21 protein-coding genes and 1 tRNA gene are annotated in these 25,495 nt (G+C 59.9%); 8 read left to right on the top strand and 14 right to left on the bottom strand.

From position 1 onward, the window contains the following. Positions 1-90 precede the first annotated feature (90 nt). Entirely contained in the window at positions 91-1,491 is a 1,401-nt protein-coding gene (gene gltX / locus QPJ95_RS20910; RefSeq protein ID WP_270918101.1) for a glutamate--tRNA ligase, read from the bottom strand. A 78-nt stretch (positions 1,492-1,569) separates the two neighbouring features. On the opposite strand from gltX, the gene QPJ95_RS20905 reads away from it, so the two are divergent. Then, positions 1,570-3,603 (top strand): ComEC/Rec2 family competence protein, encoded by a 2,034-nt coding sequence (locus QPJ95_RS20905; RefSeq protein WP_270918102.1) that lies wholly within the window; start codon positions 1,570-1,572, stop codon positions 3,601-3,603. A gap of 4 nt (positions 3,604-3,607) precedes the next feature. Here the strand turns inward: QPJ95_RS20905 and lexA are convergent, their stop codons facing one another. From lexA to QPJ95_RS20870, 7 genes are all read right to left on the bottom strand, one after another. After that, on the bottom strand, positions 3,608-4,306 hold the full coding sequence (gene lexA, locus QPJ95_RS20900) for a transcriptional repressor LexA (protein ID WP_270918103.1): 699 nt from the start codon (positions 4,304-4,306) through the stop codon (positions 3,608-3,610). Between the two features lie 150 nt (positions 4,307-4,456). After that, positions 4,457-5,629: a molybdopterin molybdotransferase MoeA gene (locus QPJ95_RS20895; RefSeq protein ID WP_270918104.1), complete on the bottom strand. Its 1,173-nt coding sequence runs from the start codon at positions 5,627-5,629 to the stop codon at positions 4,457-4,459. Next, positions 5,630-6,100 carry a cyclic pyranopterin monophosphate synthase MoaC gene (gene moaC, locus QPJ95_RS20890; protein ID WP_270918105.1) on the bottom strand — a complete coding sequence of 157 codons (471 nt, stop codon included), beginning with the start codon at positions 6,098-6,100 and terminating at the stop codon, positions 5,630-5,632. Beyond that, on the bottom strand, positions 6,100-6,912 hold the full coding sequence (gene trpC, locus QPJ95_RS20885; protein ID WP_270918106.1) for an indole-3-glycerol phosphate synthase TrpC: 813 nt from the start codon (positions 6,910-6,912) through the stop codon (positions 6,100-6,102). The genes moaC and trpC overlap by 1 nt, the downstream gene beginning before the upstream one ends. Continuing rightward, positions 6,909-7,577 (bottom strand): uracil-DNA glycosylase, encoded by a 669-nt coding sequence (locus QPJ95_RS20880; protein ID WP_270918107.1) that lies wholly within the window; start codon positions 7,575-7,577, stop codon positions 6,909-6,911. The genes trpC and QPJ95_RS20880 overlap by 4 nt, the downstream gene beginning before the upstream one ends. 7 nt (positions 7,578-7,584) lie before the next feature. Continuing rightward, the gene (gene trpD / locus QPJ95_RS20875; RefSeq protein ID WP_270918108.1) at positions 7,585-8,607 is read right to left on the bottom strand and encodes an anthranilate phosphoribosyltransferase; all 1,023 of its coding nucleotides are present in this window, start codon (positions 8,605-8,607) and stop codon (positions 7,585-7,587) included. Continuing rightward, entirely contained in the window at positions 8,604-9,185 is a 582-nt protein-coding gene (locus QPJ95_RS20870) for an anthranilate synthase component II (RefSeq protein WP_270918109.1), read from the bottom strand. Before QPJ95_RS20870 ends, trpD begins: the two co-directional genes overlap by 4 nt. A 189-nt stretch (positions 9,186-9,374) precedes the next feature. Between QPJ95_RS20870 and QPJ95_RS20865 the strand changes: the two genes are divergently transcribed. Together QPJ95_RS20865 and QPJ95_RS20860 are read left to right on the top strand one after the other, a co-directional pair. Further along, positions 9,375-11,012, top strand: coding sequence for a polysaccharide deacteylase family 2 protein (locus QPJ95_RS20865; RefSeq protein ID WP_270918110.1), 1,638 nt, complete (start codon positions 9,375-9,377; stop codon positions 11,010-11,012). Positions 11,013-11,068: 56 nt separating this feature from the next. Then, positions 11,069-11,815, top strand: a complete 747-nt coding sequence (locus QPJ95_RS20860) for a sulfite exporter TauE/SafE family protein (RefSeq protein ID WP_270918111.1) — start codon at positions 11,069-11,071, stop codon at positions 11,813-11,815. A gap of 162 nt (positions 11,816-11,977) precedes the next feature. Here the strand turns inward: QPJ95_RS20860 and trpE are convergent, their stop codons facing one another. From trpE to fabI, 6 genes are all read right to left on the bottom strand, one after another. After that, positions 11,978-13,489: an anthranilate synthase component I gene (gene trpE / locus QPJ95_RS20855; RefSeq protein WP_270918112.1), complete on the bottom strand. Its 1,512-nt coding sequence runs from the start codon at positions 13,487-13,489 to the stop codon at positions 11,978-11,980. A 15-nt stretch (positions 13,490-13,504) separates the two neighbouring features. After that, a complete protein-coding gene (locus QPJ95_RS20850) occupies positions 13,505-15,346 on the bottom strand; it encodes a peptidylprolyl isomerase (RefSeq protein WP_270918113.1) in 1,842 nt (613 codons plus the stop codon). 149 nt (positions 15,347-15,495) lie between these two features. Continuing rightward, the gene (locus QPJ95_RS20845; RefSeq protein WP_270918114.1) at positions 15,496-16,671 is read right to left on the bottom strand and encodes an aminotransferase; all 1,176 of its coding nucleotides are present in this window, start codon (positions 16,669-16,671) and stop codon (positions 15,496-15,498) included. Positions 16,672-16,943: 272 nt separating this feature from the next. Further along, positions 16,944-17,450 carry a xanthine phosphoribosyltransferase gene (gene gpt, locus QPJ95_RS20840; protein WP_270918115.1) on the bottom strand — a complete coding sequence of 169 codons (507 nt, stop codon included), beginning with the start codon at positions 17,448-17,450 and terminating at the stop codon, positions 16,944-16,946. Positions 17,451-17,474: 24 nt separating this feature from the next. Then, on the bottom strand, positions 17,475-18,089 hold the full coding sequence (locus QPJ95_RS20835) for a LysE family translocator (RefSeq protein ID WP_270918116.1): 615 nt from the start codon (positions 18,087-18,089) through the stop codon (positions 17,475-17,477). Further along, the gene (gene fabI, locus QPJ95_RS20830) at positions 18,086-18,892 is read right to left on the bottom strand and encodes an enoyl-ACP reductase FabI (RefSeq protein WP_270918117.1); all 807 of its coding nucleotides are present in this window, start codon (positions 18,890-18,892) and stop codon (positions 18,086-18,088) included. The genes QPJ95_RS20835 and fabI overlap by 4 nt, the downstream gene beginning before the upstream one ends. A gap of 131 nt (positions 18,893-19,023) precedes the next feature. On the opposite strand from fabI, the gene pdxH reads away from it, so the two are divergent. The 5 genes from pdxH to QPJ95_RS20805 all read left to right on the top strand — a co-directional run bounded on the left by pdxH (position 19,024) and on the right by QPJ95_RS20805 (position 25,248). Further along, on the top strand, positions 19,024-19,629 hold the full coding sequence (gene pdxH, locus QPJ95_RS20825) for a pyridoxamine 5'-phosphate oxidase (RefSeq protein WP_270918118.1): 606 nt from the start codon (positions 19,024-19,026) through the stop codon (positions 19,627-19,629). 137 nt (positions 19,630-19,766) lie between these two features. Then, positions 19,767-20,300: a cold-shock protein gene (locus tag QPJ95_RS20820; protein WP_270918119.1), complete on the top strand. Its 534-nt coding sequence runs from the start codon at positions 19,767-19,769 to the stop codon at positions 20,298-20,300. 10 nt (positions 20,301-20,310) lie between these two features. Continuing rightward, on the top strand, positions 20,311-20,781 hold the full coding sequence (locus tag QPJ95_RS20815) for a DUF192 domain-containing protein (protein WP_270918120.1): 471 nt from the start codon (positions 20,311-20,313) through the stop codon (positions 20,779-20,781). A 44-nt stretch (positions 20,782-20,825) separates the two neighbouring features. After that, positions 20,826-20,902, top strand: a tRNA-Pro gene (locus QPJ95_RS20810). A 722-nt stretch (positions 20,903-21,624) separates the two neighbouring features. Continuing rightward, positions 21,625-25,248: a vitamin B12-dependent ribonucleotide reductase gene (locus QPJ95_RS20805; RefSeq protein ID WP_270918121.1), complete on the top strand. Its 3,624-nt coding sequence runs from the start codon at positions 21,625-21,627 to the stop codon at positions 25,246-25,248. Positions 25,249-25,495: the final 247 nt, after the last annotated feature.

Below are 25,495 nucleotides of genomic sequence, written 5' to 3'. Positions count from 1 at the left end.
GTGGCATCGGGCCACTGCACGCAGGCACGGCCTGCGCGATTGAACCGCAGGCTTTGTTATTTTGAGTAGATTACAACAGCATACAGCTGGTTAACCCACGGCATCGTTGAGTCGGGCCATGGTTTCATCGCGGCCCAGAATCGACATCATGTCAAAAACCGAAGGCGTCACCGCGCGTCCTGCCAGTGCTGCCCGCAATGGGCCAGCCAACTTGCCGAACTTGGTGTCATGGGCTTCTGCAAATTCAGTCAGAAGCTCCTCCAGATCATCTCTGGTCCAGCTAACATTTTGCAGCTGCGGCGTCAATTCACTCAGTATACCATCGGATACAGCAGCCAGCGCCTTGGCGGCTTTCTGATCCGGCTGAATGGGACGTGACGCTAGGGCAAATTCAGCCTTTTCAAGGAGATTCGGGAATGTTTTGGCCCGTTCCTTGAGGCAATACATCGCTTTCTCCAGAGCGGCTGACTGAACGTCAGTCAGGGTGGGCTGTTTCGCCGCTGCCAGATATTGCTGAATTTCATGCCGCAACGCAGCGTCATCGCTGATTGCGATGTGTTGGCCAGACAGGTTCTCCAGCTTTTTGGTATCAAACCGGGCCGGGCTTTTGCCGATTCCGCCCAAATCAAACCAGTCAAGCGCCTGGGCATCGGTAAAGAACTCGTCATCGCCGTGGCTCCAGCCCAGACGGGCCAGATAGTTGCGCATGCCACCCGCCGAATAGCCCATCGCCTGATATTCCTGGGCGCCAAGGGCGCCGTGGCGTTTCGACAGTTTCTTGCCATCTGGCCCATGAATCAACGGGATATGCGACCAGACCGGCACCGGCCAACCCATTGCTTGATAGATGGTCATCTGGCGGGCAGCATTGTTCAGATGGTCATCACCCCGGATCACATGGGTGACGCCCATGTCATGATCGTCCACCACCACAGCCAGCATATAGACCGGGGTGCCATCCGAGCGCAGCAGGACCATGTCGTCCAGCTGATCATTTCGAATGGTAACGTCGCCCTGCACCTGGTCCTCGATAATGGTCACGCCGCGCTGCGGCGCTTTGATGCGGATCACATAGGGCGCATCGGGGTGGGTGGCGGCGTCCGCGTCACGCCAGGGGGAGCGGTACAGAGTGGATTTGCCGTCGGCCTTGGCCTGTTCTCGAAAGGCGGCGATTTCCTCCTGAGTGGCAAAACACTTATAGGCTTTGCCCGCGTCCAGCAACTGATGCGCCACCTCGGCGTGGCGGGCGGCGCCGTCAAACTGGCTGATGACCTCTCCGTCATGATCCAGCCCCAGCCATGCCATGCCCTGCAGGATCGCAGCGGTTGCCTCGGGAGAGGATCGCTGCCGGTCGGTATCTTCGATGCGCAGCAGAAATTTACCGCCCCGGCCGCGGGCATAGAGCCAGTTGAACAGTGCGGTGCGGGCGCCGCCAATATGGAGAAAGCCGGTCGGGGATGGGGCGAAGCGGGTGACGACCTGTTGAGACATGGGGGCCATTTACCTTTTGGAAACTATTGTGGGGGTAACTTTGAGCCCTGTTTACCGAGCCAAACGGTGAGGAGCAAGATGTCTGCGACTGCCGCATTCGACACCCTGTTGCTGAGCCAACGGGGGCATCTGTTCCCCTGGGCCCCAGTGTGTCTGGGCGCAGGGGTTGGGCTATATTTTGCGCTGATGGCTGAGCCGGACGTCGAAATATACCTCGCTCTGGCGCTGCTTGGCACCTTTGGCGGGTTGATTGGCCTGCGGGCCCCGGAAAATGCTGCGGTCTTGGGATGGGCGCTGATGTTGGTTGCCGCCGGGTTCTGTCTTAGCGGGTCCCGCGCCCATTATGTCGCGGCTGCGGTGTTGCCCTACCGGTATTACGGTCCGATCGAGGGCCGAGTCATTGCCATTGACCGCTCTGCCAGCGACGCGGTGCGGCTGACCCTGGACCGGGTGAGATTGCGCGATATGGCGCGCGTGGAGACCCCTGAACGGGTGCGCATATCGTTGCATGGGTCGAAAAACATACCGGTTCCGGGCAGTCAAATTCTCACCACTGGCCATCTGATGCCGCCGCAAGGCCCGGCCGAGCCCGGCGGCTTTGATTTTCGCCTCCATGCCTGGTTTCAACAGATTGGCGCCGTTGGTTACACCCGTTTGCCGGTGCTCCTGGCCGCTCCCAACCGGAGGGATCTGTGGCTGCAGCGATTTCGCAGAGATGCCTCAACCTATATCCAGAAGCGTCTTCCGGGCGAGACCGGCGGCTTTGCCGCGGCGCTCACCACCGGAGACCGAAGTGGCATCGGACAGGGTAGTCTGATGGCGTTGCGCGGCAGTAACCTGGCGCATCTGCTGGCGATTTCCGGTCTGCATATGGGGTTGCTGAGCGGATTTGTCTTTGCTTCCCTACGGCTGTTTCTCTGCCTTTGGCCGAGAGTTGCGCTGCGGCTGGCGGTGAAAAAGATCGCCGCTGTGGGGGCTTTGCTGGTGGCGGCGGCATATCTGGCGCTGTCGGGCGGCAATGTTGCAACCGAGCGGGCCTTTATCATGGTGGCGGTGGTGCTGGGCGCGGTGCTGCTGGACCGGCGGGCCTTCTCTTTGCGGGCGGTGGCACTGGCGGCGATGATTGTGCTGGCACATCGACCGGAAAGCCTGATGAGCCCGGGGTTTCAGATGAGCTTTGCTGCCACCACGGCACTGGTTGCGGTGTTCACTTGGATCCGGGAGACGGGGGTGTCGCTGGGGCCTGGCTGGATGCGGGGCGCTGTTGCGGTGGTGATTTCCTCAGCCGTGGCGGGGGCGGCGACGGCGCCGTTTGGGGCGGCGCATTTCAACACTCTGTCGCATTACGGATTGATTGCAAATCTGGCGTCAGTGCCGCTGATGGGGGTGCTGGTGATCCCGGCGGCGGTGCTGGCATTATGCCTGGCCCCGCTGGGCGGCGAGATGATCGGCTTGAGGCTGATGGGCTGGGGATTGGACTGGATCCTGATGGTGGCGCATTGGGTCACCGGGTTGGAGGGGGCGCAGGGCCGGGTGGTGGCGCCCGGTCCTGTCGTTTTGCCGCTGATCACCTTTGGCATGTTGCAGCTAATCCTGTGGCAGGGGCGGTGGCGGAGCCTTGGTCTGGTGCCTGTGATGCTGGCCTTTATCCTATGGGCGCAGGCCACCCGCCCGCCGGTGCTGATATCTGCCGATGGCGCTTTGCTGGGAAAGATGACCGTCGGCGGCCGGGCGCTGTCAAAACCAAAAGGCGCTGGTTTTGCGGCCCGGATCTGGCTGGAGAATGACGGTGACGGCAGTGATCAGGCCGCTGCTGCGGCGCGCTGGACTGGTCCTGTCAAAAGCACCATGATTGGCAGCACCGAAGTGATACATGTGATCGGCAAACGGGCCGTTGAGGCGCATGATGTCTGCCTGACGGGGCAGGTCATTGTCACCACGGTGGACAAGGATCTGAGCGGCGGCTGCCAGCTGTTTGATCCTGCCCGTTTGCGCCAGCTGGGCAGTCTGATGATCACCTCGGATGGCACCCTGTTGAGCGCGCAGGAGCTGGCGGGACAGCGTCTGTGGACCGGCGCCTTGCCAAACGGCGCCAGCGCCGACCGCCGCTGATGCCTCAATAGGTGCGGATCAACCCAACCAGACGGCCCTGCACCTTGACATTTTTTTCCGGGTAAACACGGGTTTCATAAGCCGGATTGGCCGCTTCGAGCGCAATGGAGCCGCCCTGGCGGCGAAACCGTTTCAATGTTGCCTCTTGCCCCTCAACCAGCGCAACGACGATATCACCATTGTCTGCCACCGTGGTTTCGCGGATCACCACAACGTCACCGTTGTTGATGCCGGCCTCGATCATTGAATCGCCACGCACCTCAAGCGCATAGTGCTGGCCGGCGGTGGAGAGCATTGAGCTGGGCACCGAAACCTGATGGGAAACCTGGCTGATGGCCTCGATCGGGACACCGGCGGCGATGCGTCCCATGACCGGCAGCTCCACCGCCATTGCCCGGGCGGGTTCGACATTGGCTGGTGCCGCAGACGAATTGCCGCCTTGGATCACCCGGGGTGAGAAGCCAATCGGCGCATTGCTACCGCCCAGGGTTTCCGGCAGGCGGATGATTTCGATGGCCCGGGCCCGGTGCGCCAGACGGCGAATAAAACCGCGTTCCTCGAGGGCGGTGATCAGCCGGTGGATGCCGGATTTGGAGCGCAGGTTTAGCGCCACCTTCATCTCGTCAAAGCTGGGTGGCACGCCGTCCTTTTGGAGCCGATGGTGAATGAATTCAAGTAAATCCAACTGTTTCTTGGTCAGCATAAGGGGATCCTCCGCACCGCCGCGTTTTGATTTGTTCTAGTCCTGTTCTTGTTTTGTGTCAACGGCGTTGCGGCTTTGCCCCAATTTTAGAGGGGCCGCGCCCGGGGCACGGGCCTCCGGCGGAGGTATTTAAGGACAAGAAGAAATGGTTCAGAGTGGCAGATATGCGACCTGCTCGCCGATGGTGCGGGCCGGGTCGTTTGGCGGCCGGATCAGCAGAGCGTTGGCCTCGGCGAGAACCGTCAGCAAGGCGCTGTCCTGGCGATCAAAGGCGCGGATCTTGCCCTGGTCCAGTTTTGCACGCATGTAGTGCTGGCGCGGCCCATTGGCTGGCAAAGGCGCAGACAGGGATGCGGTTCGAGGGGAGCAGGGAACCGCCCCCAGACCGAGCATGCAGCGGATCATCGGTGCGATGAAGATATGGCCGCAAACCATTGCAGATACAGGGTTTCCCGGAAGACCAACCATTGCGGCGCCGGTCATCCGGCCGCCCATCAGAGGCTTCCCTGGGCGCATTGCCACTTTGTAAAAGGAGCGCTCCAGCCCCAGATCGCCGGCCACTTTTCCGACCAGATCATGATCACCAACCGAGGCACCGCCAATGGTTATGATCAGGTCGGCGCCGGCTGCGAGGTCAAAACCCATCGTCAGCGAGGCCTCGGTATCACGGGCGATTGGCAGGATGCGGCAATGGGCGCCGAGCTGATCCAACATCGCCTTGAGGCCAAAGGTGTTGGAGGCGATGATTTGATCCGGGCCCGGATTTTCGCCAGGCATCACCAATTCGTCTCCGGTTGAGATCAGCGCCACCTGCGGCCGCCTGGTCACCGGCACATTGGCGATGTTCATTGACGCCAGAAGGGCTATGTCGCTGGGGTTGAGCAGGCGCGGTGCCGTCACCCGGTCGCCGATTTTGAAATCACCGCCCAGGGCGCGAATGTTGGCATTGCTGCTGGGGGCGCTGGCGATGGTGATCAGGTCGCCGGAGCGGCTGATGTCCTCCTGAATGACCACAAAATCGGCACCTGCCGGCACCGGCGCACCGGTGAAGATACGCACCGCCTGACCCGGTTTGACCTGGCCCTCAAAACGATGACCGGCCGCGGATTCGCCAATCACCTTGAAGATAGAATGCTGCTCCACCTCGTCGGCGCGCATGGCGTAACCATCCATCGCCGAGGCGGCAAAAGGCGGCTGATCGCGCCGCGCTGTCACATCTGTGGCCAGCACCCGACCGGCGGCCTCGATCAAGGGGACCTGTTCGCTGTCCAGTGGTGAGACCAGCGCCATAAGATGGCCAAGAGCGTCGTCAACTGTGATCATCTATGCCTCGTAACGTCCTGATTTACCGCCGTCTTTTAGAATAACGCGCAGCCCGCCGATCTCCATCGCCTTATCAACTGCCTTGCTCATGTCATAGACCGTTAGGGCGGCGATACTGGCGGCGGTGAGCGCCTCCATTTCGATGCCGGTCTGGCCAGTTGTCTTGACCGTGGTCTCAATCCGCACCCCGGGAAGGTCCGGGTCCAGGGTCAGCTCAACCGCCACTTTGGTGATGGGAAGCGGGTGACACAGCGGGATCAGATCGGCGGTTTTCTTGGCCCCCATGATGCCTGCCAGACGCGCCACGCCCAGCACATCGCCTTTTTTCGCGCGCCCCTGCGAGAGGATGTCGAATGTGGCCTGGGCCATGCGGATATAAGCCTGGGCGCTGGCAATGCGCGCGGTCACCGCTTTGTCGGAGACGTCAACCATATGGGCATCGCCCTTGGTGTCAAAATGGGTCAGCGGCATCACATGGCTCCGGGTCTGAGGGGCGAGGCAAGTAGGGTGCGGGTGGCGCTGGCCACGTCGTCCTGACGCATCAGGCTTTCGCCGATCAGGAAGCTGCGGGCGCCGTAGCGGGCCATTGCCGCCAGATCCTGCGGGCTGGTCAAGCCGCTTTCGCTGACGATCATACGGTCGGCGGGGACCAGTTTTGACAGGGTGCGAGTGGTGTCCAACGTGGTCTCAAAGGTCTTGAGATTGCGATTGTTGATCCCCATCAGCGGTGATTGCAGCGCGCAGGCCCGCTCCAGCTCCGCCGCATCATGCACCTCGAGCAGCACATCCATGCCCCAGTCAAATGCCGCCTGTTCCAATTCGGCGGCCTGGGCATCAGAGACTGAGGCCAGAATGATCAGAATGCAGTCGGCGCCAAGCGCGCGGGCCTCGGCGACCTGATAGGTGTCATACATGAAATCCTTGCGCAGGGCCGGCAGGCTGCAGGCGGCGCGGGCCTGGACCAGGAAATCCTTGGCGCCCTGAAAGCTGGGCGTGTCGGTCAGCACCGAAAGACAGCTGGCACCGCCCAGCTGATAGGCCTGTGCCAGTGCTGCGGGCTCAAAATCAGCGCGGATCAGGCCTTTGGACGGGCTGGCCTTTTTGATCTCGGCGATCAGGCCATATCCCTCGCGGTTGGCCCTTTTCAGCGCCTGGGCAAAACCACGCGGCGGGCTGGCCTCGCGGGCTTCGGCCTCGACCTCGCTTAGGGGTTTGGCAGCCTTGTCGGCGGCCACTTCTTCCAGCTTGTAGGCCTTGATCTTATCGAGCACATTTATTGTCATTTCAACGCCTCCGGGGGGTTCGTCCAATTGATTGTAACCTCACCGCGAGAGTTCAGCCAGCGGTTTACCGCTGAAAACGGCTGCGAGCCAAAAAAGCCGCGTCGCGCCGAGAGCGGCGAGGGATGGGGCGATTTCAGGATCAGGTGATCGCCCGGATTGATATAAGTTTCAAGCTTTTGCGCCGCGTTGCCCCAGAGAATGTAGGCGGTGGGTCGGCGAGACGTCAGGTCCAGCACCTGATGGGCTAGCCGGGACCAACCAAGCTGTTTGTGGCCATTGGCCTCGCCCGCCGGAACCGACAGCGCGGTGTTCAGCAGCAAGACCCCCTGGGCGGCCCAGTGGTGCAGGTCTCCGGATAAAGGGGCCTGACCGGTATCGTCGATCAATTCCTTGAAGATATTGTTCAGCGAGCGTGGCAATGGGCGCACATCTGGTTCGACCGAAAAGGCCAGCCCGTGGGCGTGCCCCGGCGTCGGGTAGGGGTCCTGGCCCAGAATCACCACGCGGGTTTTTTCGGGCGGGGTGAGCTGCAGCGCCGCAAACCGCTGATGATCAGGCGGCAGAATTTGCCGAGCATCGGCGGCGATGGCTGCGTCTATTGCTGGCCAGTCCTCGGCAAAGAACGCGAGGTCTGACCAACCCGGGGGCTTGTTGGATTTGCTCATCGGGGTCTCAGCTCGCTGCAGTGGTGATCCGTGCCAGGGCCTCCAGCTTCGATTTTGCCGCCCCTGATTCAATGCTTTCTCGTGCCATTTCAACACCTTCCGGCAGGTTCCTCACCTTTCCAGCGACAATCAAAGCCGAGGCCGTGTTGAGCAGAACCGCGTCGCGGTAGGCTGATTTTTCACCATTTAGCAGCGCCCGAAAGGCGTTGGCGTTGTCGGTCGGTGAGCCTCCAATGATGTCCTCGAATGGGTGAACGGGCAGGCCCGCCTCTTCCGGGTGAAGTTCGAAATCCTTGACGCTGCCGTCTTCTTCCAGCGCCGAGACCCAGCTGACACCGGTGATGGTCAGCTCGTCGGTGCCGTCGGAGCCATGCACCAACCAGGCCCGCTCAGAGCCCAATTGTCCCAGCGTTTCCGCCATTGGCCGGATCAGGTCGCGAGAGAAGGCTCCGGTCAACTGGCGTTTGACGCCGGCCGGGTTGGTCAGTGGCCCAAGGATGTTGAATATGGTGCGGGTGCCCAGTTCTTGCCGGGTTGGCATCACATGGGCGGTTGCCGGATGGTGCATCGGCGCCATCATGAAGGCGATGCCGCATTCCGCCAGTGCTTTTTCCACCACATCCGGCGTCACCATCACGTTGATACCCATCTGGGTCTGAACGTCAGCAGTCCCCGAGCGCGATGACAGGTTGCGGTTGCCGTGCTTGGCCACCACCACTCCGGCGCCGGCTGTGACAAAGGCGGTGGCTGTGGAAATGTTCAGCGTGTGTTTGCCATCGCCGCCGGTGCCCACGATGTCCATGGCGCCCGCCGGCGCCTTAACCGCATTGCATTTTGACCGCATCACCGTAGCGGCGGCAGCATATTCATCGACAGTTTCACCGCGGGTCCGCAAAGCCATCAGAAGCCCGCCGATCTGGCTGGGGGTGGCCTCGCCCTCAAACAGCAGGGTAAAGGCCAGTTCCGCCTCGTCGCGGGTCAGCGGGCGTTCTGCCGATGCGCCGATCAGCGGCTTCAGTCGATCACTCATGCGGGCTCCTTCATTTCGTTCAGAAAGTTCTTCAGCAGCGCATGGCCATGTTCCGAGGCAATGGATTCGGGGTGGAACTGGACGCCGTGAATGGGCAGGGTTTTGTGCTGCAGCCCCATGATGGTGCCATCCTCCAGCTCGGCTGTGATCTGCAAACAGTCCGGCAATGTATCACGGTCAACCACCAGAGAATGATACCTGGTGGCCTCAAACGGGGTTGGAAGGCCGCGGAACAGACCCTTACCTGTGTGTTTCATGGTGCCCATCTTGCCATGAACGATCTCGTGGCAACGCACGATGTTGCCGCCAAAGTTTTGGCCGATGGTCTGGTGGCCAAGGCAAACGCCCATCAGCGGCGTGCGGGTTTCGGCGGCGGCCTGTGTCAGCGCCAGACAGATACCGGCCTGATCAGGATCGCGGGGGCCGGGAGACAGCAAAATACCGGCGGGTTTCATCGCCATTGCCTCTTGCACATCAAGGGCATCATTGCGGCGGATTTCGACCTGCGCGCCCAGTTCTCCTAGGTAATGCACCAGATTGTAGGTAAAGGAATCATAGTTGTCTATTAGCAGCAACATGTTGACAGGCTCGTTTAAGGGCTGGCGGGGCGGGGCCACGCCGCATTATAGTGGTCACAACATACATGTTCAGGGTTGCGTGGCAGCGTCAAGGGCGCAGGGTGGCGCGGCAGTTATTCCACCGGTGTTGATGGGCGCAGTGGCCGCAACTCTGACGGGCAGACGCAAGACGCGAAAGGCGAGACAGGCATGCGAGAATTCCTGGGTGGGATAAGTTTGGGGGCGGTGGTCGCCGTCGGTGGCGCAGCGATGTTATCATTGTCGGCACCGCTGCCAAACGTGGTGGATGTCACGGTTCAGACCCCGTCTGAGGCCAGCGAACCGACAAAGGAAACGGGCCTGCCGACGGACACACCTGGCCCGGATGCCCATCTGGTCGAGGTGGCTCCGGTTGCACCCACGGGCGAGGCCGGTGATATCCTGAGCAGGATGTTGCAAGACGTTGACACCCAAACCGCTTCCCGCCCCCTGGTTGCCACCACCGGGACCGCGCTGTCTGACACTGTCGAGCTGCCGGGCGACGGTGGGTCTTCCCCGAATGTTGCGGTGCAGATGGATGTCGCCGTTGTGCCCGTCGATCCGCTGCCGGTGCCCTTGGCGCCGTCGCCGGAAGCTGAGATCGTGGTCTCCAGCGAACCGGCGCAGCCGCCGCAGGCAACAGTGATGCCGCAATTGCCCGAACTGGACCTCGAGACCTCTGAGGCCCCGGCGCCACAGATTGCGGACAATACCGCCGATGGTGCTGAGGGGGGGCCGTCAACTGGGCGCGGCGCTGACCTGGAAGCCAGCCCCGACATGGGGGTTGCCCCGATTGCCCCCGAAGGCGCCGCAGCGGCCCCGGTGACGGTACCCGAGCTAAGCGCTGAGGTGCCAAGCCTGCAGGCGCCGGACTCTGGCACCATGCCGGTCAGTCAATTGCCAGTCGTGACCACCGCCCCAGCCGAGCAATTTGTTCCCGGAGAAAGCCGCAATACCGCCGAAGCGCAGGACGAAACCCAGGGTCAGCCGGGCGAAAGGGTCGCTGCCCTGCCGACCACTACGGGGGGGCGGGACACGTCTGAAGCTGTGACAATCGGCACGCCCGTTGTACCGTTGACCGAGCGCAACACTGAAACCACTGGCGGCAATTATTCTGCTGCTCAGCTGGAATCGCCTTTTGACGCATATGCTGAATCTTTCACAAATCTCGAAGGCCGGCCGCTAATGGCCATTGTGCTGATTGACGACGCCCAGTCGATTGGCGCCGAGGCACTGGTCGGGTTCCCCTATCCGCTGAGCTTTGCCATCGACCCGGAAGATCCCAATGCGGTCGAAAAAATGCACGCGCGCCGGGCATCAGGCTTTGAGGTGTTAATCTTGACCGATTTGCCCCGCGAAGCAGCACCTCAGGATGCGGAAACCGCGCTGGCGGTTTGGTTTGAGACCCTGCCCGAATCGATTGCCGTGCTGGAAGGCACCGGCACCGGGTTTCAGGGCAACCGGCCGCTGGCCGATCAGGTCTCGGCTGTGGTCGCGGCATCGGGGCGCGGCCTGCTGACACAGAATCACGGGCTGAACACTGTGCAGAAACTGGCGGCCCGCGACGGGGTGCCGGCCTCGGTTGTGTTCCGTGACTTTGACGGCGCCGGACAGAACCCCAAGGCGATCCGCCGCTTTCTCGATCAGGCGGCATTTCGCGCCGGTCAGGAAGGTGCGGTGATCATGCTGGGCCGGGTCAGGCCGGACACCATCTCGGCGCTGTTGCTGTGGGGGCTGCAAGATCGTGCCTCACGGGTGGCATTGGCGCCGGTGTCTGTCGCGCTGTCACATCAGACCGGCGACAATTAACCACCGCATTTGAGAACCGCCGATCCTGGCTATCCTAACAAAAGAGAAAACTTCTCATGATCGACCTGGTGGTTCTAATCACGGCCGCGTTTCTGGCGGGGGGCCTAAATGCCATTGCCGGCGGTGGCAGCTTTCTGACCTTTCCGGCCTTGGTGTTTACCGGCGTTGCACCGATCGCTGCCAATGCCACCAGTGCGGTCGCGGTTTTCCCAGGCTATGCCAGTGGCGCATTGGGATTTCTGAGTGAGCTGCGGCGCTTTGATCGTCGGGTGCTGATCCGCCTTCTGGGCCTGTCGGTGCTGGGCGGTGTATCGGGCTCGCTACTGCTGCTGGTCACGCCTGCCACTGTGTTCAACTGGGTGGTGCCCTGGCTCTTGTTGTTTGCCACTATACTATTTCTGTTAGGGGGGCGCATCAACTCCTGGATCGAGGCGCGCGGTAGGGCCGAGAGCAACAGCTGGTTGCCCACCTTGTTGGTGTCGATCTACGGCGGTTATTTCAACGGTGGGCTTGGCATCGTGCTGCTGGCGCTGTTTTCGGCGCAGGGGATGCGCGATCTGAACCTAATGAACGGGTTGAAGAATTTACTGTCGTTTTTGCTGTCCGCCGCTTCGGTGGTCACCTTCACGCTGGCGGGGATTGTGCACTGGTATGAGGCGGGGTTTATGATGGTCGCTGCCACCATCGGCGGTTACTTCGGAGCACGGGTGGCGCGGCGGCTGCCGGTGGCGATGATCAAGGCGATTGTGGTGCTGGTGGGTCTGGTGATGACCACTGTGTTTTTCGCGCGTAGTCTTGCCTAATGCCAATTGCAACGGTGTTTTTCCCGCCGACCGATAGGCGGCACAGGCAACTGCGGTGAAAAGTCGTTCAACTGTAAACCAATGAACTTGAGTGCTAAAGGAAATGGCGCCCCAATAGTGAGCCGCCATATCCCAATTTGTTGATTGCCCGCGCTGGCAGGCTCAGCGGTTGCCGCTGCCAGTAAAGCGGCCCGCGTCTGCGGCTGCGCGGCGAATGGCGTTGGATTTGTGGACCGTCTCCATATATTCGGATTCCGGGTCGCTGTCGTAGACCACGCCTCCGCCGGCCTGAATATACAGCTTCTTGTCCTGAACAACGGCGGTGCGCAGCGCGATGCACATATCCATATCGCCGCCCGCCGAGAAATAGCCAACACCACCGCCATAGATGCCGCGTTTTTCCGGCTCCAGCTCGTCGATGATCTCCATCGCCCGCACCTTGGGCGCCCCGGACACGGTGCCGGCCGGCATCCCGGCAAAGAAGGCATCCAACGCATCCTTGTCCTCGGCCATTTCACCGACCACATTGGAGACGATATGCATCACGTGGCTGTAGCGTTCGATGATGAACTTCTCGGTGGGGCGCACGGTGCCGATCTTGGCCACGCGGCCGGTATCATTGCGGCCCAGATCCAGCAGCATCAGATGCTCGGCCAGTTCTTTCTTGTCGGCTAGCAGGTCGGCCTCAAGTGCGCGGTCCTCCTCGGGAGTGGCGCCACGGGGGCGGGTGCCGGCAATGGGGCGAATGGTGATCTCTTCGCCGAACACCCGCACCAGAATTTCCGGGCTGGCGCCGACCACCTGAAAACTTCCAAAGTTGAAATAGAACATGAAAGGCGACGGATTGGTGCGGCGCAGCGAGCGATACAGCGCAAAGGGCGGCTGCCGGAACTCCTGCGTCCAGCGTTGTGCTGGCACCACCTGAAAGATGTCGCCGGCCCGGATGTAATCCTTAGCCTTTTCCACCGCCTGCATATAGCCGGTTTTGGTGAAGTTGCTGACCGGCGGCGCGATCTCGTCGGCCTCTCCGAGATCGCGGGTCTCGGCGGGCATGGCGCGTTCCAGATCCCGCACCGCATCCATCACCCGTTCCGCCGCCTGCGCATAGGCAGCGCGCGCAGACTGGCCATCACTGACCCAGCAGGGCGACACCACTGTGACCTCGCCCTTGACGCCATCCAGCACCGCCACCACCGAGGGCCGCATCATCAGCGCATCCGGCAGGCCCAGCGGGTCGGGGTTCACATTCGGCAGATGTTCAACCAGCCGCACCATGTCATAGCCCAGATAGCCAAACAGCCCGGCCGCCGCCTGCGGCAGATCCTCGGGCAGATCAATCCGGCTCTCGGCAATCAGCGCCCGCAGATTGTCCATCGGGTTGCCGGTCTGATCGGTGAAATCCTCGGCATCAAACCGGGCCGAGCGGTTCAGCGCCGAGGTCTCACCGTGGCAGCGCCAGACCAGATCCGGCTTCATCCCGATGATGGAATAGCGACCGCGGATCTCGCCTCCGGTCACCGATTCCAGCATAAAGGCGTCCTTTTGCGCGCCTGTCAGCTTCAGCATCAGTGACACCGGCGTGTCGAGATCCGCGGCCAGGCGGGTATAGACAACCTGGTTCTCACCGGCCTCATAGGCCTTGGCGAAACTGTCGAAATCGGGGGTCAGAGCCATGATCTGCTGCCTTGGTTACTGAAAGTTGGCCTGGACGGCATTGATTGCCTGCTGGTCGATTGTCGGCCGTGCGCGCGACTGAGCGTCCTGCGCAAATGCCTGGAACAGGGCCTGAGACAGCGCCTGATTCAGCTGTGCCTGCAAGGCATTGGCCAGTGCTGCCAGATCATTGTTTTCATCCGCCGGCAGGATTTCCTCCAGCCGCAGCACCACGGTCGAGCTGTCGTCTGAGACCAGCCGCAACTCGCCCGGAGCCATTTCGAACAGCTGAGTCATCATGTCTGCGGGTGTATTGTCGATATAGGCGGTGCGGGTCAGGCCGGTTTCCGAGGTCACCGTCAGATTATCGTCAAACTCACCATTGATCTCGGCGCGGGCAAGAATGGCCTTGGCCTCGGTGGTGATGGCGTTCTGGCGCTGCTCTGCATTCCAACCCTGCAAGGCCTTGGTCATGGCATCTGCCAGCGGCTCCGGGCGGGCCGGTAGCGTGTTGTCCAGACGGATGGCAAACAGGCTGCCGTCCTCCAGGAAGTTGACCGCCGGGAAATCTTCTGCGGTGACGGCAGCCGCCGCCTCGCGGAAGCCATTATAGGCGGCAACGCCGTCGCTGCTCTGGGCGGTCCAGCTGATCTGGCCCCGCTCCATGTCGGTCTCGTCTGCGATGTCATCCAGGGTGGCTCCACCGGCCAGCAGATCGTCGATCTCTTCGGCTTGCTGCTCGATCAGGCGACGGGCACGGCCGCTGGCCAGCTCGTCACGCAGCTCGGCCTCGACATCTGCCAACAGGGTGACGCGGGCGCCCAGGTGGCCATTGATGCGGAACAGTGCCGGGCCAAGATCGGTGGGCAGCGGGCCCACGACGTCGCCGACCTGTGCCGAGAAGATCTCCTGACCGGCGGCGCCCAAGGCCCCCATAGTCACGTCACCCATATCGACGTCGGCCAAAGCCAACCCGCGATTGTCCACCAGGGACTCAAAGGTGGCGCCATTGGTTTCCAGCTGTGCCATGGCGCTGGAGGCTGCGGCGTCATCGGAAAATACCAGCCGCTCGACCAGACGACGTTCCGGCGCCTGATACTGCTCGGCGCGTTGGTTGAACAGGTCCTGCAGCGCCTGCTGCTCGATCTCGACCTGATCAATCAACATGGTTGGCGACATCAGCACATAGGTGATTTCTTTGGCCTCGGGCAGGGTGAACTGATCCGGGTTGGCATCGTAATAGGCCTGCAATTCGGCATCTGTCGGCGCCAGCGCGATCATTGCGGTCTGATCCTGGCCCAGTTGCACCCAGGAAAAGCTGCGGCGTGCGCCGATAAAGCTGGTAATGGTGTCGCGCATGGTTGTCGGCATCTCGGCGCCGACCATCATCGCCCCCTGCACCAATGTCCGGGCGGCCTCGCGGCGCAGATCGTCCTCAAAATCCCGCTCGGACAGGCCTGCATTGTTCAGGGCATAGGTATAGGATTCGCGGTCGAATTCACCGCTGAGCCCCTGGAAGCTGGGGACTTCGACGATTTCCTTCAGCAAGTTTTCGTCGCCGATGGAGATGCCCAACTGGCCGACCTCGTTGTCGATGGCAGCAACGGACACCAGGCGACCCAGTACCTGCCGGTCGACACCCAGCGCAGCAAGCTGTGCCATCGGGATCAACTGCCCGGTCTGTGCCTGCAATGCGCGCTGTTCGCGCTGCATTGCACGATAATATTCCTCGACGGTAATTTCGCGATCACCAACCGTCGCTACGGCTGTGTTCGACCCCGAAAAGCTGACGGCGCCAAAGCCCACAAGGCCAAACATGATCATCCCCATCAGGATCCACACGAAAGTTTTTGAAAGATGTTTCATGCCTACGGCCATGATGCCCTCTTATTTGTCGGTGCCTCTGCATCTTGCGCCTTTGAAACAGCCGCAGCAGGGGGGTGTAAAATTTGCTGATGCCCTGAATACGCTGCCACCCGGTCAGGAGCAAGCCGTGTTGGGGGCTCAGAGATTAATCAAGTCTGGCCTTAGGGTTGAAATGCAGCCAGTCGGTGAAACAATTCGGTAATTCCGCCCCGATCGACATTTGCAAAGGCAATGCGAAATTGCCGCGCTCCCGCTGGATCGTCCTTGGGCATGAACATGGAACCTGGCAGCATCAGGATCGAGGCGTCCGTTACCAGTTTGCGGGCGATCTCATCTGCGGGCTGCGGGAACGGGTGCTCCACATAGGCAAAATAGGCACCGCAACCCAGCAGTTTCCAGCCTTGCTCGGCTATAATCGCAAAGCCATCCTGAATGGCGGCGCGGCGATCCAGGATCTCGTCGCGTTCACCTGCAACCCAGTCGGATAGGTTTTGCAGCCCCCACAGGGCGCCAATCTGACCCAGTTGATTGGGGCAGATGGTCACGGTGTCAAGAAACTTGGCGATCTCGAACAGCTGGGCAGGGGAGGTGGCAACGGCGCCAACCCGGTGGCCGGTCAGCCGGTATGCCTTGGAGAAGGAATAGAGGTGGATCAGTGTCTGGTCCCAATCGGCCAATTGCAGCAATTGATGCGGCGGGCCGGAGCGGCTGTCGAAGTCCCGATAGGTTTCGTCGAGGATCAGCGCCAGCCCGTTGGATTTTGCCAGATCATAAAATGCGCGCAATAGCTCGGCGGGGTATTCGACGCCGCAGGGGTTGTTGGGGGACACCAGCGCGATGGCGCGGCTGCGCGGGGTGATCAAAGCCGCAGCCTGATCCACATCCGGCAGCATATCGGCGCCCACCGCAAGCGCAACGGCGTTGACGCCGGAGATATCCAGCCACATTTTGTGGTTGAAATACCACGGCGCCGGGATGATGACCTCGTCTCCATCGACGCAGAGCGAGGCGATTGTGGCCGCAAAGGCCTGATTGCAGCCTGAGGTGATTCCGATCTGCTGGCTGCTGATATCAGCGCCGTAGTGATCCGAGATCTGCGCCGCCAGCTCGGCTCGCAGATCGTCGCGGCCCAGCACCGGCCCATATAGATGGGCCGAAGCGTCGTGCAACACGGCCCGCGCCATTGCCTGGCGAAGACCTTTGGGCGGCGGATCAATCGGGGCCGCCTGGCTGACGTTCAATAGGGGGCGATCCGGCGGAAAGCTGACGCCGTCAAGCCAGCTAAAGGATTCGACAATTGGCGACACAAAGGTTGAACGGGTGCGGGACATCGACATTTACGGTTTCCTGTTGCGCTGCCCAGGGGATGTACGGCCCAGGGGATGTGGGGTGAACCAAGGCAACTGGAGCAAAGTCGGCAAAAATTCACCCAATCACTGGCAGAGCCTGCAACAGCTTGCAAGAAAAATGGGTGGCGTTTTTCTGACGCGGGCGCAAATGCAAAAAGCGCGCCCCAAAGGGGGGGCGCGCTTGTATTGTATTGATCAATTCAGGCCAGATCAATTCAGGCCAGATCAATTCAGGCCAGATCAGGCCAGTTCGGGCCGGGTCAATCGGTGCCGCGATAAGGTTCAACATATTGCAGCGCCATATCCCAGGGGAAGAAGATCCAGGTGTCCTGGCTGACCTCGGTGATAAAGGTATGCACCATCGGGCGGCCTTTGGGCTTGGCGTAAACGGTGGCAAAATGCGCCTTGGGGTACAGGTTGCGCACCAATTCAAGCGTTCTGCCGCTATCCACCAGATCGTCGATGATCAGGATGCCTTCGCCGTCCGCGCCCATGATGCCGGCATCCGGTGCCTTCAGCACCTCTGCCTCACCCTGCGCCTGATGGTGGTAAGAGCGCACCGAGATGGTGTCGACGGTGCGGATGTCCAGTTCCCGCGCCACAATCATTGCAGGCGCCATGCCACCGCGGGTGATGGCCACAACGGCGCGCCAGGCGCCCTCGTTTGGTCCCTGTCCATCCAGACGCCAGGCCAATGCGCGGCTGTCCCGGTGGATCTGGTCCCAGGAAATGTGAAAGCCTTTTTCATGTGGCAGACGATCGGTCATAGTGTGGCTCTCCGCTGAGTGCGTCTAAGTTGCTGCGATCTTGACCCCAAGCAGGGCCAAAAGCCCGCCAAAGGTTCGGTCGATCACATGTTTCAAATTAATATAGATAAGACGGGTCTTTTCCAAAGAAAAAAGCCGCGCGACAAGGGCGTTCCACAGGGTCTCGCCAAGGAATATACACAGCAGCAGGGCCGCCAGGACCAAGCCGGGTGTGTTGGTGGGAACCGTGCCGATAAAAACCGCGCCAAAGAACACGGCGGGTTTTGGATTGGCCAGCTGCGTCACCAGCCCCAGCCGAAATCCCCCCAATGGTGAGCGCGGCGTTGCGGGCATGGTGGTTTCGGCAATCGGCTCATCAGCGCCGCGCCACATTTTATAGGCCATCCAGATCAGAAACCCGGCGCCGCCAAACTTCAACGCAGTCAACAGCACCGGGGCATAGTCAAACAGCAGCGCCAGCCCAAACAATGCTGCGGCGGCCCAAATCACCGCACCCGCTCCGATGCCGATGGCCAGCGCAACTCCGGTGCGCCAGCCTTCGGTCAAGCCGATGCGCGCCGCCATCAATACGGCAGGGCCGGGGCTGATGGCGGCCATCAGGCAAAGCAGAACTGCAGCTATGAAGGCGGCGAGGCTCATTCTTTGGACATATCCGGCGCATCAACCGCCTTCATGCCTACCACATGATAGCCCGCATCAACGTGCAGGTTTTCACCGGTCACCCCGGAAGACAGGTCAGACAGCAGATACAGGGCCGATTTGCCTACATCGTCGATTGTCACGTTGCGGCGCAGTGGCGAATTATACTCGTTCCACTTCATGATGTAGCGGAAGTCGCCAATGCCCGAGGCCGCCAATGTCTTGATCGGACCAGCTGAGATGGCGTTGACGCGGATGCCGTCTTTGCCCAGATCCTCGGCCAGGTATTTGACCGAAGCCTCCAGCGCCGCCTTGGCAACACCCATGACATTATAATGCGGCATCACCTGCTCGGCGCCGTAATAGGTCATGGTCAGGAACGATCCGCCCTCGGTCATCATCTTTTCAGCGCGTTTCACAACGGCGGTGAAGGAGTAGACCGAGATATCCATGGTCATCTGGAAATTGGACCGGCTGGTGTCGACATAGCGTCCGCGCAGCTCGTTCTTGTCGGAAAAGCCAATGGCGTGCACCACAAAGTCCAGCTTGCCCCATTTTTCTTCCAGCGAGGCAAACAGCGCGTCGATCGAATCTTCATCAGAGACGTCGCAGGGCAGCACAATGTCACTGCCCAGTTTCTCGGCCAGCGGGCCGACCCGTTTCTTGAGCGCTTCGCCCTGATAAGAAAAGGCCAGTTCGGCGCCGGCATCGGCGCAGGCCTGGGCGATGCCCCAGGCGATTGACTTGTTATTGGCCAGGCCCATGATAAGGCCGCGCTTTCCGGCCATCAGTTGATTAGACATGCAGGTTCTCCGCCCGTGTTCGCGTGATTTAGCGATCTTTAGATTATTGGGCGGTTTGCTTCAAGGGTTGGTGGTCTTGCCGGCTGCGGCCAAGCTGCCTAGGGTGCCGGTGACACTATAGTGAGGGACCGATGTCAGACCGCAGTGAACTTTTTTCAGGTGACGATCCGTTTGAGATTGCCCGTACCTGGCTGGCCGAGGCTGAAAAGACAGAGCCCAATGATGCCAACGCTATAGCCCTGTCTACGGTCGATGCCGAGGGCATGCCAAATGCACGAATGGTGCTGCTGAAAGAAATCGAAGCAGCCGCATTTGTGTTTTACACCAACTATGAAAGCGCCAAGGCAAATGAATTGGATCAGGCTGAGAAAGCCGCCTTTGTGATGCACTGGAAGTCGCTGCGCCGCCAGATTCGGGTGCGCGGACACATCAGCCGCGAGGATGGGGCGCAGGCCGATGCCTATTATCAGTCGCGCTCACTGCAAAGCCGCCTTGGCGCCTGGGCCTCACATCAGTCACAGCCGCTGTCCAGCCGGGCGGCGCTGATGGCTGAGGTCGCCAAGGTCACCGCAACCAAGGGCCCGTCTCCTAAGCGGCCGCCATTTTGGGGCGGATATCGGTTGGTCCCCACGGAAATTGAGTTTTGGGCGGATGGAAAGTTTCGGCTGCATGATCGGTTTGTCTGGCGTCGGTGTGACCTAGCGTCACGCTGGTCGGTTACCCGAATTAGTCCATAATGTTATTGTGACAATGAAATAATGTGGCCTCAAAAATGTATCTTTCAGACCAGAGTTTGGACTTGAAATAGATATCGTGTTTGACGCAGTAATTGTGCTAACAGCAATAAAAACAAGAACACGCGGTGGACATAAAATTGGCAGAAGATCTAAGTAGCATGCATCAGGTTTGTGGCCAGGTTAAATGGTTCGACCCAGCCAAAGGCTATGGCTTTGTGGTGTCCGAGACTGGTGGCCCTGACATCTTATTGCATGTGAATGTGCTGCGCAATTTTGGCCAAAGCTCGGTTGCGGACGGCGCTGAGATCGTGATTCTCACCCATAATACAGACCGGGGCGTTCAGGCTGTCGAAGTGGTCTCGATTGTTGCACCCGAGCGAGACGATACACCGGTGCTGGCTGATTTTGCCGAACTTGATCTGGATGCCCTGCGCTCTGAACCGCTGGAAGCGGCGCGGATCAAGTGGTTTGACAAGGGTAAGGGCTTTGGATTTGCCAATGTGTTTGGCAGCAATGATGACGTCTTTGTGCATGTCGAAGTTCTGCGCCAATCCGGACTGGCAGACCTGCAACCGGGCGAAGCGCTGGCGATGCGGGTGATCGATGGCAATCGTGGTCGGATGGCGGTCGAGGTGCAGGCCTGGGAATGCGCCGTACTGGCAGAGTCGTGAGAAAATCGGTATGAAAAGACATGTCGCGGCACTGGCCTTTGGTATTGCGGCGGCTGTTTCAGGCAGCGCAGAGGCCGGCTGCCAGCCGGATCGTGCCGATTTACGGGGCGATTGGGGGCAGGCCTCCTTTCATATAGAAATTGTCGACACCCCAGAGGATCGCGCCCAGGGACTGATGTTCCGCGAGACAATGCCGCGTGGCGCCGGCATGCTGTTTGTCTATGACCAGCCTCAGCGCGCTAGTTTCTGGATGAAAAACACTCTGATTGCCCTGGATATCATTTTCATTGATGTGAGCGGTCTCGTCACCCGGGTGCATGCCAATGCCATCCCAGGCGATTTAAGTCCGATTCCCGGCGGTGATCAGGTCTTTGCGGTGCTGGAAATCAACGCCGGACTGGCCGCCCGCTATGGGATTTCTGCCGGAACCGAGATGCGCCAGAGTGTTTTTTCAGACGGAGCGCCAAAATGGCCATGTTAGGGGTTTTCGAATCCTTTGGGCACAGCTAGAGAAGGCGCACGGTCCGGGGCGTGGCGCAGTCTGGTAGCGCACCTGTTTTGGGTACAGGGGGTCGTGAGTTCGAATCTCGCCGCCCCGACCATTTTTCCTTTGTCCAGTGATAGCAGGCCACTTGGTCGGATCACTGGACAGGGCGAAAACAAACAACCGCCGGGCATCACGGCGATTCTCAAACAGAATTGGAAATTCGTTTTAGTGTCACCGCTCCGGTAATTGTGCGGCGGCAATTGCGCTATTGAAGCCACATATCTGCGGCAGGCAGTACCACTCGGCCGATTTCCGCAGCCCCGACTTGGGAAACTTATTCGCAACCTAAGCCGCAATTCGGCCTGTGGATTAAATTGCGACCTGAGCAATACGGGTCGGTTTTTTCCGGCCGATTTAGCTGCCGATCCTGAGGTGCAGTCAACAACTCGTTACCTTGTCGGGATAATTTCCAACGCAGCACTCGGCGGCGTGGCGCTCTGCCTGGCGCGCCACCTTGTGGATGAATCACCTGAGGCATCAGGCCGGAATTCCAGAATGGGCGGTCAATATAAAAGATGGTGTTTCCGGGCTAATTTTACCGTTGACCAAATATGCTAATATACGCCAAATTGTAGCAACAAGTTGGAGTGCCACTAGATCTAGCGTGATCTTCCTGGAACAACTCTGACAACATTAACAATTGTAACAACCGTTTTGATGGCCGATTTCAGGTCAAAGTGCCCGCTTGCCCGCGTGGCCCTGCGGATGTTTCTTGCGTTTTTATGATGGGCCGTGCAGGGGCAACGCACCAAAACACTTGAAGACAAAGGCAGCAGAATGAAGATTGAAAGAAAGTTCACCACGGCCGGGCGGGACGCTTACGCAGATCTGAATTTCATCTCTGCCACGTCGGAAATTCGAAACCCGGATGGAACAATTGTGTTCCGCCTTGATAATGTCCAAGTGCCCTCCAGCTGGAGCCAGGTGGCCAGCGACGTTATTGCCCAGAAATACTTCCGCAAGGCCGGGGTGCCATCGCGGGTGAAGAAGATCCGCGAAAAGAACGTCCCCGAATTTCTCTGGCGCTCGGTGCCTGACGGCGACGATGTCGAATTTGGCGGCGAGACTTCGTCAAAGCAAGTGTTCGACCGCCTAGCCGGTGCCTGGGCCTATTGGGGCTGGAAAGGCGGCTATTTCAGCTCCGAAGACGACGCCCGGTCCTACTATGACGAGATGCGGTTTATGCTGGCCAGCCAACGCGCTGCCCCCAATAGCCCGCAATGGTTCAACACCGGCTTGCACTGGGCCTATGGTATTGATGGCCCCGCTCAGGGCCACCACTATGTGGATCACAAAACCGGCAAACTGACCAAATCCAACAGCTCTTACGAGCACCCACAGCCCCATGCCTGTTTCATTCAGGGTGTGCAGGATGATCTGGTCAACGAAGGCGGCATCATGGATCTCTGGGTGCGTGAGGCGCGCCTGTTCAAATACGGCTCTGGCACCGGAACCAACTTCAGCCACCTGCGCGGCGCCGGCGAATCGCTGTCCGGCGGCGGTAAATCCTCGGGGCTGATGGGTTTTCTTAAAATTGGTGACCGGGCCGCTGGTGCCATCAAATCGGGCGGCACCACCCGGCGCGCCGCCAAGATGGTCATCGTTGATGCGGACCACCCCGATATTGAGCAGTTCATCGAGTGGAAGGTGCTCGAAGAGCAAAAGGTCGCCTCTATCGTGGCCGGTTCAAAAATGCATGAGAAGATGCTGAATGGTATCTTTGAGGCGATCCGGTCCTGGGATGGCGGTGAGGCCGATGCCTATGACGCCGCCAGCAACAGCTCCCTGAAGACGGCAATCCGCGCCGCCAAAAAGGTGATGATCCCGGAAACCTATATCAAACGGGTGCTGGACTACGCCAAGCAAGGCCACACCAGCATCGAATTCCCCACCTATGATACCGATTGGGATTCCGAGGCCTATAACTCGGTGTCCGGGCAAAACTCGAACAACTCGATCCGGGTCACCAATGCCTTTCTGGCGGCGGTAGAAAACGACGCCGATTGGCAGCTAATCAACCGCACCGATGGCAAGGTCGCCAAGACCATCAAGGCGCGGGATCTGTGGGACCGGGTTGGCCATGCCGCCTGGGCCTGCGCCGATCCGGGTATCCAGTACCACGACACGGTCAACGACTGGCACACATGTCCGGCAGATGGCGAGATCCGCGGATCCAACCCCTGTTCCGAGTATATGTTTCTGGACAATACCGCCTGCAACCTGGCCTCGATCAACCTGCTGACCTTCCTTCAGGGCGACACATTCCAGGCAGATGATTACATGCACGCCTGTCGGCTGTGGACGCTGACCCTGGAAGTCTCGGTTATGATGGCGCAGTTCCCGTCCAAGGAAATCGCACAGCTGTCTTATGACTTCCGCACCCTGGGGCTTGGCTACGCCAATATCGGCGGCTTGCTGATGAACTTGGGGCACGGCTATGACAGTGTTGAGGGGCGGGCGCTCTGTGGCGCTCTGACGGCTCTGATGACCGGGGTTGCTTACACCACCTCGGCTGAAATCGCTGGTGAGTTGGGGCCGTTTGACGGCTATGGCCGCAACGCCGAGAACATGCTGCGGGTGATCCGCAATCACCGCAATGCCGCCCACGGTGAATCAGAGGGTTACGAGGGGTTGTCTGTCAATCCAGTGCCGCTTGATTTGCACAATTGCCCGGATGCACAGCTGACGGATCTGGCCAAAACGGCTTGGGACGAGGCGCTGGCCTTGGGTGAAAAACATGGCTACCGCAACGCGCAGACCACGGTGATTGCCCCAACCGGCACCATCGGTCTGGTGATGGATTGTGACACCACCGGGATCGAGCCTGATTTTGCTTTGGTCAAGTTCAAGAAACTGGCGGGCGGCGGCTATTTCAAGATCATCAACCGTTCGGTGCCCTCGGCGCTCGAGGGGCTGGGCTATTCCTCGGCTCAGATCGAAGAGATCTCTGGCTATGCTGTCGGCCACGGCACCATCGGCAATGCGCCGGCCATCAACCACATCTCGCTGGCGGGTCATGGCTTTGGCGCCAACGAGCTGTCCAAGATTGATGCGGCACTGGAGAGCGCCTTTGATATCCGCTTTGTGTTCAACCAGTGGACTCTGGGCGAGGATTTCTGCACCGGTGTGTTGGGCATTCCGGCGACCAAGCTGAATGACCCGACCTTTGATCTTCTGCGCCATCTTGGCTTTACCAAGGCCGATATTGAGGCCGCCAATGATCATGTCTGCGGCACCATGACCCTGGAAGGGGCGCCGCATCTGAAGGAGGCGCATTATCACATTTTTGATTGTGCTAATGCTTGCGGTAAAAAGGGAAAGCGTTTCCTGCCGGTAGACAGCCACATCACCATGATGGCAGCGGCGCAATCGTTCATCTCGGGGGCGATTTCCAAGACCATCAACATGCCCAACAATGCCACCATTGAGGACTGCCAGAAAGCCTATGAACTCAGCTGGTCCTTAGGCATCAAGGCCAATGCGCTGTACCGCGACGGATCCAAGCTGAGCCAGCCGCTGGCGGCGGCTCTGGTAGAAGATGACGACGACGCGGCCGAAGTGCTGGAAACTGGCAATAACCACGAAAAGGCCACGGTGCTGGCCGAGAAGATTGTGGAAAAGGTCATCGTCAAAGAGATCATCAAATCCCACCGAGAAAAGATGCCACATCGCCGTAAAGGCTATACCCAGAAGGCCGTTGTCGGTGGCCACAAGGTCTATTTGCGGACCGGCGAATATGAGGGTGGCACCCTGGGTGAGATCTTCATCGACATGCACAAGGAGGGTGCTGGCTTTCGGGCGATGATGAACAACTTTGCCATCGCGATCTCGGTGGGTCTGCAATATGGCGTGCCGCTGGAAGAATTCGTCGATGCCTTTACCTTTACCAAGTTTGAGCCGGCCGGCATGGTGCAGGGCAATGACAGCATCAAGAACGCAACCTCTATTCTGGACTACATCTTCCGCGAACTGGCGGTCTCTTATCTGGATCGCACCGATCTGGCGCATGTCAAACCCCAAGGCGCCACATTCGACGATATCGGCCGTGGCGAGAACGAAGGGGTCTCAAATGTCTCTGAGATCAGTGAGACCGCTGCCAGCAGATCACTGGAGGTGCTCAAGCAGATTTCCTCCACCGGCTATCTGCGCAAGCGGTTGCCGCAGGATCTTGTCGTGCTTCAGGGCGGGCAGGGGCTTGGCTCGGGTCTGAAAGTCGATGAGAAACCGGCCACCACCGCGCCGACCGCAACCCCGGCTAATCCGGGCATGACGGCGCGTACCAAGGCCAAAATGCAGGGCTATGAGGGCGAAGCCTGTAATGAGTGCGGCAATTACACATTGGTGCGCAATGGCACCTGCATGAAGTGCAATACCTGCGGCGGCACATCTGGCTGCAGCTAAGGATCACGCCGCAACACGGCTTGCGGGGCACGGACCGATTTTGGTCTGACCCCGGATTAAAAACAAATAGGGCGATGAGCCGCCCATATTACCACGACACGGGGCGGGTGCGCTTGCCCCAGGCGCTATTCAGGCCGCAGGCAATAACAAAACGAGCGGTAAACTACTGAGCTTGGATAGCGAAACCTTGGGGGGCCTTGAGCCCCCCATTTTTTTTGTGTTAGTCGACATTTGCAGCCTTAAACCG

Source organism: Parasedimentitalea psychrophila (genome assembly GCF_030285785.1).
Taxonomy (GTDB): domain Bacteria; phylum Pseudomonadota; class Alphaproteobacteria; order Rhodobacterales; family Rhodobacteraceae; genus Parasedimentitalea; species Parasedimentitalea psychrophila.
The sequence above is the reverse complement of the archived record's forward strand: the minus strand, read 5'-3'. Positions and strand labels throughout refer to the sequence as shown.